Origin of the sequence: Gemella sp. GL1, assembly GCF_013415365.1 — a bacterium.
Lineage (GTDB): Bacteria > Bacillota > Bacilli > Staphylococcales > Gemellaceae > Gemelliphila.
The window spans coordinates 25,023-40,032 of the sequence record NZ_JACBYB010000017.1 but is presented as its reverse complement, the minus strand read 5'-3'; the positions used below and the strand labels follow the sequence as shown (position 1 = coordinate 40,032).

The window sequence follows — 15,010 nt, the reverse complement described above, 5'->3', positions numbered from 1 at the left end:
ACTAGATTAAAGGATATATATGCATAAGTTATTAGCAGTATTATTATTGTTATTATTATTTTTATTATTTTCATTTTTTCTCCTACCAAAATTTGAATTTACTTATAAAGTTTTTTACTGGTTGCGGTGAATCAAAATATTATAAAACCTAGCCTAGATTTTATCTAAGCTAGGTCTATAAATTAATTAAATCTATCTTTATATTTCCAATTGAATATCCATTGGAGATTGATTAAGGGTTCTACATCTTGCTCTTCTATCAAGGGTCTTAGCTTGTCATACATCTCCTCTTTTATTTTTTCTTGCTCTTCTTCACTTAGGTAAAATTCCTCCCCTATATCTTCTCTCTTTCCCTTAGAGCTATAGATATATTTAAAATTTTCATCATATTTATATTCTTCCTCAATCTCTCCTATTTCTTTATCATACCAGTATCCATCATAGGTTGTAGATATTATTTCTGTTTTATTATTAAAATACAGCATATTATTTCCATCTTTATCATAGATAAGACCCGGCTTTATCTCTCCTTCTAAATAGAGCCAGTACATATTATCTAATAGGGCTGACATTTCTGGTACTGCCCCATCTTTATGGGGGGTTCTTTTGGCATAGTATACACTATTATCTACTAGATTAAAGGATATATATGCATAAGTTATTAGCAGTATTATTATTGTTATTATTATTTTTATTATTTTCATTTTTTCTCCTACCAAAATTTGAATTTACTTATAAAGTTTTTTACTGGTTGCGGGGTATGATTCCATACATAGCTTGCTGCTGGTTTTATTATTCTTTCATATGTTGGCTGTACTATTGGTTTTACATAGTTGTTGTATGCCGGCCTTATATAGTTTGTGTAGATTGGTTTTACATAGTTGTTATATGCCGGCCTTATATAGTTTGTGTAGATTGGTTTTACATAGTTGTTATATGCTGGCCTTATATAGTTTGTGTAGATTGGTTTTACATACCTGTTGTATGCCGGTCTTATATAGTTTGTATAGATTGGTTTTACATAGTTGTTATATGCTGGCCTTATATAGTTTGTATAGATTGGTTTTACATACTTATTATATGCCGATCTTATATAGTTTGTATAGATTGGTTTTACATACCTGTTGTAGCCTCTTTTCACCCTATTTATAAAGGGTTTTACATACTTATTGTAGCCTTTTTTTACTCTATTTACAAAGGGTTTTACATACTTATTGTAGCCTTTTTTTACTCTATTTACAAAGGGTTTTACATACTTATTGTAGCCTTTTTTCACCCTATTTACAAGCGGTTTTACATACTTGTTATAGCCTTTTTTCACTCTACTCACAAGCGGTTTTACATACTTGTTATAGCCTTTTTTCACCCTATTTACAAAGGGTTTTACATACTTATTGTAGCCTTTTTTCACTCTATTTACACTTGTATTATATGATTTTTTAGCTACTCTTTTAATAGTTTTAGCTAGACTCTGTATCTTATTAGCTAATGGTTCTGTTATTTTCTTTTGGATATATCCTAAAAGGTTATTTTTAAATTCTACTATATTTTCACCCAATCTTGAAGTCAACTTGATTAGCTGTTTTATTTTTGGTTTAGCATATTGATACAATTTTTCTTTAAATTGTCTGTATAACGTTAAAGATATCAAGCCAAATCCTCCTAGGGTTGCTGTGGCAGCCAAAACATTATAAAACTCTTGCTTCTCTGGACTGCGGGCTCCTTTTGCTTGTGCGGCTAAGGCTTCCCTGTACAATTCTTTTCGTTTTTCATCTAGATTTTTTAAATTATAGTGTTTTTCTATTTGTTGATCTAATGTTAAATCTTTATATTCTGGGTAATACTTAAATATATAGACATCCACATCTGTTTTTTTATCTTTGTCATCTATAATAGTCAAGAGATCCCCTGTTAGTGAGTTTTGTTGAAAAAAATTATCCTTGCTAGATAGATTACCGTCTATTAAAGTTAACATATTTGTTCCCGCTATAAACTTTATAATTTCTTTAAGTGTCCCGCTCTTCTGGTCACTTGCCACTGTGGCTGCCAAATGAGGAAAATCTATATAATAAAAGTCTTTACTATGAATTTTTTTCATAAACTTTTCTAGATCAGCAGTTAGATATTTAGGTTTTTCTCCAAAATCATTTACCAGAGATTGTAATTTATCCTTATGATAACTAGGGTATGCTATCGCATTGGCCACAGTATGGTCTATCTTACTTTTATCATTTCCATATTTGCTTCTGGCCTCATCGGCAACATTTTTTACATAGTCTAAAAATAACTTTTTCTCATATTCTAACATACCTGTATTTATTTCAAAATCACTAGACTTATAAACAGTAGCTAACTTAAGAATTTCCAAAGGAATATATTTTTCTTCGGTAAGGGCTTGTCCAGAGCTTTTGTTTATTAGACTATTTGGCTGTGCATAATTTGTAGCTGGCCTTGTCATTATGCTATTGCTTTGCACATAATTTGTAGCTGGCTCTACTATTGGACTGTTTGGCTGAATATAATTTATAGTAGACCCTGTCATTATGCTGTTAGTTTGTACATAATTATTTCTTATGTTTGAAATATAAGAGATATTTTGAGGCCTATTTTCTTTTGGTCTTGTTTGGACTAATTTTGTTGATTTTTCTATTTGTTTTGACTCTTGCCCTACTTGTGGAGGTCTTGTACTTGTTTGTGTAGTCTGCGGAGCAATTAGGTTTTTACTAGAAGTAGTTTTTGTTTCTTTTTCTGTTTGTGGTGCTGCAGTCGTACTACTTGTTTCTTTCTCTGTTTGCGGTTCTGTAGTCGTACTGCTTGTTGCTTTTTCCGTTTGCGGGCTTGTGCTGCTTGTTGCTTTCTCTGTTTGCGGTGCTGCTGTCCTACTACTTGTTTCTTTTTCTGTTTGTAGTACTGTTGTACTGCTTGTTTCTTTCTCTGTTTGCGGTGCTGCTGTCCTACTACTTGTTTCTTTTTCTGTTTGTAGTACTGTTGTACTGCTTGTTACTTTTTCCGTTTGCGGTTCTGTAGTCGTACTACTTGTTACTTTCTCTGTTTGCGGTGCTGCTGTCCTACTACTTGTTTCTTTTTCTGTTTGTAGTACTGTTGTACTGCTTGTTGCTTTTTCCGTTTGCGGTGCTGTAGTCCTACTACTTGTTTCTTTCTCTGTTTGCGGTGCTGCCGTCCTACTACTTGTTTCTTTCTCTGTTTGCGGTTCTGTAGTCCTACTACTTGTTTCTTTTTCTGTTTGCGGTTCTGCTGTCCTACTACTTGTTTCTTTCTCTGTTTGTGGTGCTGCAGTCCTACTACTTGTTTCTTTCTCTGTTTGCGGTGCTGCAGTCCTACTACTTGTTGCTTTCTCTGTTTGCGGTTCTGTAGTCGTACTGCTTGTTTCTTTCTCTGTTTGCGGTGCTGCTGTCCTACTACTTGTTTCTTTCTCTGTTTGTGGTTCTGTGGTTCTACTTGTAGTACTTTTCTCTGTCTGTCTTTCTGTTGTGACCTCTTCTTCTTTTTGATAGATATATTTTATTGATAAGTTTTTTAGATCTTTAAAGTCCTCTTCTATATCTTTTATTTTATATCCATCAATTTTTTGTGTTTTTAATTGATATTTTAGGTCTGTATATCCCCAATAGAATTCATTTTCTTTTAATTTTTTTCCATCTTGGTCTATATATTCTATTTTCAGTTTTTGCTTATATTTTATAAGCATATCTGTCTGCAAGGCTGAACCGAATATATCGTATCTTACTCCTACTGGATATTTATAGTCATTGGCTCTTTCTGGTGCTGGTGAATAGAATGTATAGTCAAAATTCGATAATAACCCTGCCCCCAGGTATGATCCTCTTGGTATATCTTTTGACCCATTAAGCCCTACTATTCCGTCTACATTATCATAAATTATGCCGTCTTTTTTACTTAGTCCTGATTCTTTTGGTATGTATTCTACTATATTGGCTAGGTTTGTCTCAACACCCTGTCCAGCATCAATATCTGTTGAGATAAAATTTATAAGTACTTCTTGAGGAATGTTACTTCCGTGCTTTACAATTTGATATTTTAGTTTTAATTTTCCTGCTTGATTGTATAGAACTACTATTGAATTTCCTGTTGAATCTGGGATTGTTTGTTCCCCAGTAAAGGCTAAACCTCTGATTTTTTCTTCTATAGCGTAGGGTGAATTTAACTGCCAATCTTCTGTATCGCTATCTTCTACTGTCCAGATCAAGTCCAGATCTTGATTGGATTTTGTTTTTCCTACAAAACTTATTCTCCCAGAATCTCCTTTGTTTAAACTAAAGGCTTTTGTATCTACTGTCGGGTTATTTTGCTTTCCAAAACTTCTCTCATCATTAATATTACCGTCTTGATTTCCTTTTATAAGCTCTGCTTTTGATTTGTCTGACCAATGTAATCCCTCTTTGGTCAATATATTATCATCTGTTAAATTTTCTCCTACTACTTTTATTTTCAAATCTTTATAGTAGTCCAGTCCGTTTGCCTCTGGATTTACTTGACCTACTATCTCATGTGAACTTATTTTTGCTTTCGTATCTGTCTTTTCTTCTACTAGTACTTCTTTCTGGTATTGCCCTTCTTCTGTATTATCTTGTCCTATTATTATTGTTTCAAGGTTTTTTACAGCTTTTTCTTGACTATTTATAGGAGCTTGGCTTTGGGGATATTTTTCTTGTTTTTCCACAACTTCTTGACTTGCCACAGCTTTTTCTTTTTCCATAGCAGCTAATTCTGCATAAGGTGACCAAGAATTCAATAATATTGATAATAGGACTATTTTTCCTATTTTTTTAAATTTCCTTTTCATTATATTCCTTTCTCTTTAGCCTCTATATTAATTTAATTTTATTTTTTATTTTATTTTTTATTTCATTTTCTTCATACTATCCCTCCTTATTTCGATTTAATTCTACTATATAGTCCATCAAAAGTAAATATAATTTCAGATAATTTTCTGAATATATTTCAATATTTCTGAAACATTCTTTATATTTTCGATTTTTTAAGGGGGCTATTAAAATAAAAACTACTTTAGCTTTATTTTTACTAAAGTAGTTTTTTATCTATATTTATTAATTTTTTCTAGTTTCTATACTGGTTTTCTATAGAAAAATTTCATCTAAAAACTTTTTATTATTTTTCCTTAATGTTATTTCTTTACTGCATCACTTAATTCATATAGTTGGTCTACTAAGTGACCAACATAAGATATAGCTGCTTTTAGTGCTTCTTCTGTCGAAACATCACAATCTGCAGCTTTTGCTAAGTCTTTTGCTGACATTGATGAACCTTTAGCAAGGCTATCTAGCCACATCTTGGCTGCTCCTTCTTCTTTTTCTATTTTCTTTGCTATTGCTGTTCCTATGGTTAGACCTGCTGAATAAGTGTAGGGATATAGACCCATGTAATAATGCGGTTGACGCATCCAAGTGAGTTCTGCTCCATCATTTACTTCTAAGCTGTTCCCAAAAAATTCCTCTAGGACTGCTTTCTTAACTTCTGACAGAGTTTCCGCTCTTATTACTTGCTCCTCATCTAGCATTTTATAGATTCTATCTTGGAATAGAGCTTCTAAATAGTGGGTTACCATATTGTGGAAGTATGTACTTCCTATCATATTGGAAATAACCCACGCCTTAAATCTAGGGTCATGACTTGTTTTTAGTAGGTGCTCAGATACTAGTACTTCATTGGCTGTTGATGGAGCTTCTACAAAATAAAGGGGGCAATCATTATTTAGCATGCTTTGCTCTTTCCCAGTGGCCATAAAGTGATAGGCATGACCCAATTCATGAGCTAATACAAATACTTCTTTCATCTTACCAGTCCAAGAAAGTAGAATGTAGGCTCCTATATTGGCTACTGTGGCACAAAAGCCTCCTGTTGATTTTCCCTTATTTTGTGGAAAGTCTATCCAGCGCTCATCATAGGCCCTATCAATCATTTTCAAATAGTCTTCTCCTAGGATTGCAAGTGATTTTTTTAAAAAATCTCTTGATTCTTCAATAGTCATATCTACAGCATAGTCTGGGTCTAGTGCAATTTTGCAATCAGCAAAACTCATATCTCCAATCCCATGCTCTCTAGCCAAGAGTTTGATATATCTTCTAATGTGGGGAGCTAGGTCTTTCATCAAGACTTGGATTTGTCTATCGTATAATTGTCTATCCCCATTTTGCTGATCCAATAGATAGTCTATTACTGAATCATAACCCCTTAATTTGGACATTACCTTTTCTTTTTTTATGTGACATATGTACTCATTTGCCGTTGTATTTTTATAAGCATTTAGGCCTTTATAAAATGACTTAGCAGCTTCTCGCCTTATATCTTTATCACTATGACTTTCGTATATATTTTCATAGAGATTGTAAGAGTTTTCATATTCCTTTCCATTAACTATGAAGTTGTCAAAACTCATATCTTCAAACTTGGTTACTTCATAGAGATTGTAAAATGATGGCAAGGATTCTAAAGAAGATACTACTTCTTCTGCCTCTTTTGATAGGCTGTGTTTTTTATATGCAATAATATTATTTATGTAATAGGCTAGGTCTGGTCTTTTACTTTTTATAAATTTCCTTAAAAAATTATCATCTAGGTCATTTATCTCACTCATAAATCCTGCTTTTATTCTTGCCAGCTTATTATAGAAGTTGAGATAGACTTGTTCATTTGCGATTACTTTTTCATTGAATCTATCCACTGTTGGAGGCAAAGTGGCATAGTGACTCAGTTTTGAATCTTCGTAAAGATATTCTTCATACTTCTTAATAGCCTCATCTAGACTATCTAGATTATTTAATTTCCCTTCATACTTTAGTTTAAAATCTTCTATCTTTTTCTCTAATTTTTTAAGTTCCTCGTGGAACATTTCGTCACTAGAGTATATAAGAGATATATCCCAGCTGTATTTTTCTTCTACATCTTTCCTATCTACTAATTTTACTTCAGACATACTTTTCTCCTTTTGTTTGATATATTAAATTATAAACTATTTTTATTGGGATTGCTATAGCTTTTATGCTATGTTATAGTTATATAAAAAGGAGATAAATTATGCATAAATCTTGGCAAGAAATTTTTAAAAATTATCCAAAAAGAGAAGAAGTATCTAGACTTCTTGACGAGATAAATGAAAAAAGAAAAGTAAGCACTATATTTCCTCCAGAAAATCAGGTTTTTAGAGTTTTTAATCTTCCCTTGAAGGAGATAAAAGTTCTTATATTAGGTCAGGATCCTTATCATAATGATGGTCAGGCATGCGGTCTGTCTTTTTCTGTAAATGATGGTATAGCCCTACCCAAGAGTTTGATAAATATTTATAAGGAATTGGAGGATGATTTGGCTATAAGAAGAGCTAATGGTAATCTTGAAGACTGGCATAGACAGGGGGTATTTTTACTTAATGCCGTCTTAACAGTAGAGAAGAATAAGCCTGCTAGTCATTCTAAACTTGGTTGGGAAGATTTTACAGACTATATTATAAAAGAAATCTCTGATAGGTCAGAGTCCATAGTCTTTATCTTGTGGGGATCTTTTGCTAGAGGTAAAAAGAAATTTATTGATAGTAAAAAACACTATATTATAGAGTCAGCCCACCCTAGTCCCTTATCGGCTTATAGAGGATTTTTTGGCAGCAAACCTTTTTCTAAATCTAATGAGTATCTAAAAAAAATAGGTAAGTCTGAAATAAAATGGTAGCTTATTTTTTAGTTACTTTTTATGATTGGATACTTGCTTAAAGTTACTTCTATCAGCTTAATATTATGTTTTTGGAAAATCTGGATAAATAAAAAGAGGCTTTTTCTTGTTTTTATAATATTAAAAGCTACTAGGAATATTCCTAGTAGCTTTTTTATTATCCTTTTAAGATTGAATGACAACGTGGGCATAGGCCGTCTTGGTCTACTGAGTCGACAATAGTCCAGCAACGCTCACACTTGTGTCCTTCTGCATGCTTAACATCTACTTTTGTCAAGTCATACTCTTTTCCTGTATTTTCTTCAACAGATACCTTACTTACGATGAATAGTTGATGTAAGTTTTCTACTGATTTAAGAAGCTCTACTAATTCTGCATCTTTAGAGAAGATTTTTACATCAGCTTCTAAGGATTTACCGATAACTTTTTCGCTACGGCTTTCTTCTAAGGCTTTAAGTACATCATCACGCACTTCTAATAATTTATCCCATTTTTCTTCTAATTCTTTATCGTCAATTAGGGCTACTTGTGGGAAGTCTGTTAAGTGCACTGATTCTGCATCTTCAAAAGGCATGTTGTCATAGACTTCTTCCGCTGTGAACGATAGGATTGGTGCAATTAATCTTACCGATTTACTTAAGATTGTGTAAAGAACTGTCAACATTGAACGTCTCACATGTGATTCTTCCGATTCAATGTACAGAATATCTTTACCGTAGTCTAGATAGAATGATGATAATTCGACATTGAAGAAGTTTGTTAGCTCATTCATTAAGCTGTTGAATTGATAGTTTTCATAGTAAGCTAGCATTTTAGCAACTACTTGTTCAAACTTGATTAACATGTATCTATCTACTTCTAATAAGTCTTGGTAATCTAGTAGGTCTTTTCTATTGTCAAATTTACCATTGAATAGGTTTCCTAATAAGAATCTATAAGTGTTACGTAGTTTTCTATATGATTCTGATACTTGTTTTAGGATTTCGTTAGAAATTCGCACATCTTGAGTATAGTCTACACTTGAAGTCCATAAACGGATAATTTCCGCTCCTAGTTGTTTTCCTACATCGTTTGGAGAGATTACGTTACCTAGTGATTTAGACATCTTACGTCCATTTCCGTCCATAACGAATCCTGCTGATACTAATTCTTTATAAGGTGCTTCTCCCGAAACTGCAACAGAGTTGATTAATGATGAGTTGAACCATCCACGGTATTGGTCAGAACCCTCTAGATATAGGTCGGCTGGATATGTTAAGTCTGGACGGCTTGCCAATACTCCTTGATGTGTTGTTCCAGAGTCAAACCATACGTCCATAATATCCATTTCTTTAGTGAATAGACCATTTGGAGATTCTGGATGGCTGTAACCTTCTGGCAGTAATTCTAGGGCGTCTTTACCAAACCAAGCGTTAGATCCTTCTACTTCAAAGATTTTAGCAACGTGCTCGATTAGATCTGCATCAAGGATTGGATTTCCTGCTTCTGTGTAGAATACTGGGATTGGAACTCCCCATACACGTTGACGAGAGATTACCCAGTCTCCTCTATCACGAATCATGTTATAAAGACGTGGTTTCCCCCATTCAGAATAGAACTTAGTTCTATCGATAGCTCCTAACAGCTCGTCACGAAAGGCATCGATTGAACAGAACCATTGTGGTGTTGATCTAAAGATGATAGGCTTTTTAGAACGCCAGTCATGTGGGTATGAGTGATTAATATTTTCTTGTTTTAGTAATACCCCTAATTCTTCCAAGTGGGCAATAATGTCTTGGTTGGCATCAAATACAAATTTACCAGCAAATTGTCCAGCTTCTTCTGTCAGTACTCCTTGATTATCTACTGGAGAGATTACTGGAAGTTTATATTGTAAATGTCCTACGTTATAGTCATCAACCCCGTGTCCTGGTGCTGTATGAACAAGTCCTGTCCCGGCATCAAGAGTAACGTGGTCTGCTAAGATTAGTGTAGACTCTCTATCCATGAATGGGTGTTTACATTTTAGTAGCTCTAATTCTGATCCTAGCACTTCGTTGACTATCTTGTAGTTTTCCCAAGAAAATTCATCAGCTAATTTTTCTACTAAATCTTTGGCTACTAGGTATTTCTGACCATTAGCTTCTACTACTGAATAGGTATAGTCTTTGTTAACTGCAATGGCAACATTGGCAGGCAATGTCCAAGGAGTTGTCGTCCAAATAACAAACTTAGTTCCTTTTTCTACTAAGTTTGATTCTGAAAGTAGTTCAAAACCTACATAGATTGATGGTGACACATGGTCGTGGTACTCGATTTCCGCTTCAGCTAAAGCAGATTCTGATGATGGTGACCAGTAAATTGGTTTTAATCCCTTGTAAATATAACCCTTATCTACCATTTTTCCGAAGACACGAATTTGCTCTGCTTCAAACTTAGGATCTAGGGTAACATATGGATTATCCCAATCACCAATAACTCCAAGTTTCTTGAAATCTTCTCTTTGTTTGTCAACTTGCTTTAAGGCATAGTCTTTACACTTGTTTCTAAACTTGTAGTCAGGCATAGATTTTCTATCTACTCCATTGTTTACAAGAACCTGTTCGATTGGAAGACCGTGAGTATCCCATCCAGGAACAAAGTTTGATTTAAATCCATTCATATTCTTATACTTAACGATGAAATCTTTAAGAATCTTGTTCATTGCATGTCCAATATGAATGTTACCATTAGCGTATGGTGGTCCGTCATGAAGAACATATGCTGGCTTATCTTCATTTTTCTTTAAAACTTTTCTGTATAAATCCATCTCTTCCCAACGTTTTAAGAAATCAGGCTCCTTATTAGGTAGGTTCCCTCTCATTGGGAAAGCCGTTTTAGGCATAAGTAGTGTGTCTTTTACTTCCATTTTTTCTCCTCTCAAATAAAAAAACTCCTCAACCAGTTAGAGGGCGAATGGATATCCACGGTACCACCTCTATTAACTCGTTAGGAGCAACTCATTTACAAATATTATATTTTATCAATAGAGTGATAATTATCCTAGCTTTCATAAAACCTCTCACCAAACAGTTTCTCTCTGCAAATTCAGCTAAATAATCTTGTCTCTATTAATTTTTATTTGATTATATTATATTTTCTGACAAATTTCAAGACTTTTATGGCAAAAAACTGAAAGAATTTCTCTCTATTTTATTAAAGACCTTGATATCTTCATAATTTTTATCCCGTTTTATTTAAATTTATAAATTATTTTAATATTAGCTAGTGGATAAATATAAAAAACCTAGACTAATTTATCTAGGTTTATTCTATATTTAGATTTACTATTTTTATTTGATTCTGTAATTGTATAACGGCCATATTTTCTTATGGAAATCATATCTCCTACTAGAGCATTTTTTTCACCACTATTAATCACACTATGATTTAGTTTTATATAGTCTTTCTCCAACATTTCCTTAACCTTACTGCGACTTTTCTTAGTAATCTTAGAAACAATAGAGTCTATCCTATGTGATGAAGCTACTATAGTAATGCTTTCATAATTTTTTTCCAGTCTAAGCTCCTCTAAATTTTCAATAATTTCAAAATTTAGGACAGCTCTTCCTATTTTAGTAAAATTCATAAGAATATAGTCTACAATGGTCCTATCTATAAAAATATAGATTTTTTCATCCTTAACTATAATATCTCCAATTCTATTGAAATTAATACCCAAGTTATGGATAGCCCCCATAACATCTCTATGCTTAATATCATTAAATTTGGCCTTAAATGAAGCTGTAAGACATACTATATCATAGTCTATGTCATAGTATTCATTGACTATAATTTTAGCTCTTTTTCTTTCAGCCTCCTCGATTCCGCCGAAGAAGTCTAACTTAATATCAGCAAAGGCATAGCTAATAATCTTAGCTAATATCTTTTGTTCTAGGCTAGTAAGAAAGGGACTTAATTCATTCTTATTTGAGTTCAAATTTATAGAATTTAATAAGTCCTTAGCAATTTCCTGCTCTTCTTTGGAAAAAATATTTGGGTTTGATAAATTTTTCATACTATAGTAGATTCTGCATTAAAAAGGATACTAGTGTTCTTTGCACAAAATCCAGAGCTAAAATAGCAATAATTGGAGAAAAGTCTAATGATGCTAGTGATGGTATAATCTTTCTAAATAAAGATAAATAGGGTTCACAGATATCTGCTAAGAATTTAATTATGAAATTATCTCTAGCCATAGGAAACCATGATGATAAAATGTAGATTATTATAGCGAATCTATAAAAAGTAAAGCTATATACTATAAAATTTATTAACCAAGCTGAATCCAATTAAAATTCTCCTCCTGTAAATTCTCCTGCTACTTCGACTCCCTTAGGTACACATAGGTAAATTTCATCTCCGATTGTTTTTAATTTTGCATCTAGGGCATAGATTCCTCCCGAGATAAAATCTAATAGTCTATCTGAAGTTTGCAGATCTAATTTTGTTAGGTTTAAAATTAAAACCTTATTGGCACGAATGTTATCAATAATATCTTTGCAATCAGCAAATACTAAAGGTTCAACCAAGATAACATCCCCTTTTCTTACCGTATTTTTTGCATATACTGCTGCTGATTTCTTTGCAGCTTTTTTAGTAACTCTATTTTCACTTGTTTCTGAATTGGAATAAAATGGACTTCCTTCTTCCATGTATAGTTCATCTTCTTCACTTGCGAACATGCTGTTCCATTTTTTTAACATACTCATAATTCATTATCCTCTTTTTTAAATTCAATTCTTAAATTATAACATAAAGAAGATAAAAACACTACTCTAAGCTATGAGTATCTAGATATTATTTAGTAAATATTTTTATTGACTAAAGTCAAGGAATCAAAAATTGTATTTAGCCTATTTTTATAGTAAAATAAATGTAATTATTTAATATAGGAGATACTCTATGAAAAAAGTAGCTATAGTAGCTGCCCAAAGGTCTGCAATTGGATCTTTCGGCGGATCTTTAAAAGATACCAATATTGCAAAATTTGGTGCTGATTTACTTAGATTGACACTTGAAAAAATCAAACTGGACCCTAAAGAGGTCAATGAAGTAATTTTTGGAAATGTTCTGCAAGCTGGACTAGGTCAAAACATAGCTAGGCAAATCGCTGTTCATGCTGGCTTACCTAAAGAAACTCCTGCTTTTGTAGTGAATAAGGTGTGTGGTTCAGGGCTTAAGTCAGTCAACCTTGCAGCTAATTCTATCCTTGTAGGAGAAAATGATGTTGTAGTCTGTGGTGGTATTGAATTCATGAGTCAAGCTCCCTACCTTAGTAAATCAAATAGATTTGGTTCTAAGTTAGGTAATGCTGAAATGATTGATTCAATTATTCATGATGGATTGACAGATGCTTTTGAAGGCTACCATATGGGTATTACTGCCGAAAATATTGCCAGAAAGTACTCTATTTCAAGAAGTGAGGCTGATGACTTTGCCGCAGCAAGTCAACAAAAGGCAGAGGCTGCTATCAAAGCAGCTAAATTTAAAGATGAAATTATTCCTTTAGAAGTAAAAGTTGGCCGTGAAACAAAAATTTTCGATACAGATGAATTTCCAAGATTTGGAACTTCTGCTGAATCACTTGCAAAATTAAGACCCGCTTTTGATAAAGAGGGGGTTTCTACTGCAGGTAATTCCTCAGGTATTAATGATGGGGCTGCTATCTTAGTACTTATGAGCGAAGATAAGGCTAAGGAGCTAGAAATCCCTATCTTGGCTTTTATTGAAGGGAAATCTTCTTGTGGTTTAGATCACAAACTTATGGGACTTGGACCTGTTACAGCTTCTAAAAAATTATTAAATACTTCAAAGATTGACATCAAAGATATTGACCTGTTCGAACTTAATGAAGCATTTGCTAGTCAATCAATTGCGGTACTTAAAGACTTAGAAATTGATTCGGCAAAAGTTAATGTTAATGGTGGAGCTATTGCTCTTGGCCACCCAATAGGAGCTTCGGGTGCTAGAATTTTAGTCACTCTTATTCATGAACTTAAGAAACAAGATAAAAATCTTGGTCTTGCTTCCCTATGTATCGGTGGAGGTCAGGGTATCTCCATCTTAATATCAAATAATAGATAAAGGATTGTAATATAAAATGAAAATTGGAATTGATAAAATTGGTTTTGCTATGCCTGATAAATACTTAGATATCAGAGACCTAGCTAATGCTCGTGGTATTGACCCGGATAAATTTACAAAAGGGCTTATGCAATTAGAAATGGCAATCAGTCCTCGCACACAAGATATTGTAACACTTGCTGCTAGAGCTGCTGCTGAAATCTTAAATGATGAAGATAAAGAAAAAATTGATATGATTATATTAGGTACGGAAACAGGTGTTGACCAATCAAAGGCTGCTTCTGTCTTCGTCCATGGATTATTAGGAATTCAAGCATTCGCTCGTTCTATCGAGATTAAGGAGGCTTGTTACGGAGCAACTGCTGGTTTGGAAATGGCCCGCAATCATGTTATGGCTAAGCCGGAATCACGTGTTCTTGTTATTGCTTCTGATATTGCCAAATATGGTGTTGGCTCTGGTGGTGAATCTACTCAAGGGGCTGGTGCTATCGCTATGCTTATTAAAAAAGACCCTGCTATCGCAGTACTTAATAGAGATAATGTGTATCAAACAAGAGATAAGATGGACTTCTGGCGACCTAATTACAGTCCCTACCCTTGTGTAGATGGAAAATTCTCTACAGAATTATATCTAGACTGCCTAAGCACTACTTGGAATCAATACTTGAAAGAAAATTCTAAGTCAGCAAAAGACTTTAAGGCTCTATGTTTCCACTTACCATATCCAAAATTAGGATTAAAAGGTCTTTCTGCTATAACTGAAAATCTAGAAGACCACCACAAAGAAGTATTGAGCAAAAACTTTACAAGTTCTATCCTATATAGCCAGAGAGTTGGTAACATCTATACTGGTTCTCTATACTTAGGTTTATTATCTCTGCTAGAAAATTCTGAAAATCTAAAAGCTAAAGACTCTATCGCCCTGTATTCTTACGGCTCAGGTGCTGTTTGTGAAATCTTCTCTATTCAATTAGTTGAAGGTTTCCAAAAACACCTAAGAAAGAATAGATTAACTAATGACTTTGATAAACGTGAAAAACTTTCTATTGAGGAATATGAAGATATCTTCTTCAAGACTATTGAAGTTGATGAGAATGGAAATGCTGAATTAGAAGAAGACTTGAGTCCTTATGCTTTAATGAAAATTGATGGACACAAGCGTGTATATAGAAAATAGTATTGT

At 33.4% G+C, this 15,010-nt stretch carries 10 protein-coding genes; 3 read left to right on the top strand and 7 right to left on the bottom strand.

The genetic code is table 11. The annotated features are described in order from the left end of the window. Window positions 1-182 precede the first annotated feature (182 nt). The 3 genes from HZY82_RS05000 to pepF form a co-directional block, all read right to left on the bottom strand. Window positions 183-704 carry a hypothetical protein gene (locus HZY82_RS05000; RefSeq protein WP_179938874.1) on the bottom strand — a complete coding sequence of 174 codons (522 nt, stop codon included), beginning with the start codon at window positions 702-704 and terminating at the stop codon, window positions 183-185. Between the two features lie 8 nt (window positions 705-712). Continuing rightward, the gene (locus tag HZY82_RS04995) at window positions 713-4,825 is read right to left on the bottom strand and encodes a hypothetical protein (protein WP_179938873.1); all 4,113 of its coding nucleotides are present in this window, start codon (window positions 4,823-4,825) and stop codon (window positions 713-715) included. Between the two features lie 342 nt (window positions 4,826-5,167). Further along, window positions 5,168-6,976 (bottom strand): oligoendopeptidase F, encoded by a 1,809-nt coding sequence (gene pepF / locus HZY82_RS04990; protein ID WP_135157206.1) that lies wholly within the window; start codon window positions 6,974-6,976, stop codon window positions 5,168-5,170. Between the two features lie 101 nt (window positions 6,977-7,077). Here pepF and HZY82_RS04985 point away from each other — a divergent pair, with 101 nt between their 5' ends. After that, a complete protein-coding gene (locus tag HZY82_RS04985) occupies window positions 7,078-7,722 on the top strand; it encodes a uracil-DNA glycosylase (protein ID WP_179938872.1) in 645 nt (214 codons plus the stop codon). Window positions 7,723-7,879: 157 nt separating this feature from the next. Here HZY82_RS04985 and ileS read toward each other — a convergent pair whose 3' ends face one another. From ileS to HZY82_RS04965, 4 genes are all read right to left on the bottom strand, one after another. Further along, a complete protein-coding gene (ileS, locus tag HZY82_RS04980) occupies window positions 7,880-10,609 on the bottom strand; it encodes an isoleucine--tRNA ligase (protein WP_135157202.1) in 2,730 nt (909 codons plus the stop codon). A 378-nt stretch (window positions 10,610-10,987) separates the two neighbouring features. Further along, complete coding sequence (locus HZY82_RS04975) at window positions 10,988-11,758, bottom strand: YlmH family RNA-binding protein (protein WP_135157200.1); 771 nt, start codon at window positions 11,756-11,758, stop codon at window positions 10,988-10,990. A 1-nt stretch (window position 11,759) separates the two neighbouring features. Next, the gene (locus HZY82_RS04970; RefSeq protein ID WP_218925250.1) at window positions 11,760-12,032 is read right to left on the bottom strand and encodes a YggT family protein; all 273 of its coding nucleotides are present in this window, start codon (window positions 12,030-12,032) and stop codon (window positions 11,760-11,762) included. Continuing rightward, on the bottom strand, window positions 12,033-12,452 hold the full coding sequence (locus tag HZY82_RS04965; protein ID WP_135157198.1) for a cell division protein SepF: 420 nt from the start codon (window positions 12,450-12,452) through the stop codon (window positions 12,033-12,035). A gap of 193 nt (window positions 12,453-12,645) precedes the next feature. On the opposite strand from HZY82_RS04965, the gene HZY82_RS04960 reads away from it, so the two are divergent. After that, entirely contained in the window at window positions 12,646-13,827 is a 1,182-nt protein-coding gene (locus HZY82_RS04960; protein WP_135157196.1) for an acetyl-CoA C-acetyltransferase, read from the top strand. Between the two features lie 16 nt (window positions 13,828-13,843). Beyond that, window positions 13,844-15,004 (top strand): hydroxymethylglutaryl-CoA synthase, encoded by a 1,161-nt coding sequence (locus HZY82_RS04955; protein ID WP_135157194.1) that lies wholly within the window; start codon window positions 13,844-13,846, stop codon window positions 15,002-15,004. The last annotated feature ends 6 nt before the right edge of the window (window positions 15,005-15,010 follow it).

Coding starts and splice junctions, on each gene's coding strand:
- HZY82_RS04960 (WP_135157196.1), top strand. CDS start 12,646: ATGAAAAAAGTAGCTATAGTAGCTGCCCAAAGGTCTGCAATTGGATCT.
- ileS (WP_135157202.1), bottom strand. CDS start 10,609: ATGGAAGTAAAAGACACACTACTTATGCCTAAAACGGCTTTCCCAATG.
- HZY82_RS04965 (WP_135157198.1), bottom strand. CDS start 12,452: ATGAGTATGTTAAAAAAATGGAACAGCATGTTCGCAAGTGAAGAAGAT.
- HZY82_RS04985 (WP_179938872.1), top strand. CDS start 7,078: ATGCATAAATCTTGGCAAGAAATTTTTAAAAATTATCCAAAAAGAGAA.
- HZY82_RS04975 (WP_135157200.1), bottom strand. CDS start 11,758: ATGAAAAATTTATCAAACCCAAATATTTTTTCCAAAGAAGAGCAGGAA.
- pepF (WP_135157206.1), bottom strand. CDS start 6,976: ATGTCTGAAGTAAAATTAGTAGATAGGAAAGATGTAGAAGAAAAATAC.
- HZY82_RS04995 (WP_179938873.1), bottom strand. CDS start 4,825: ATGAAAAGGAAATTTAAAAAAATAGGAAAAATAGTCCTATTATCAATA.
- HZY82_RS04955 (WP_135157194.1), top strand. CDS start 13,844: ATGAAAATTGGAATTGATAAAATTGGTTTTGCTATGCCTGATAAATAC.
- HZY82_RS05000 (WP_179938874.1), bottom strand. CDS start 704: ATGAAAATAATAAAAATAATAATAACAATAATAATACTGCTAATAACT.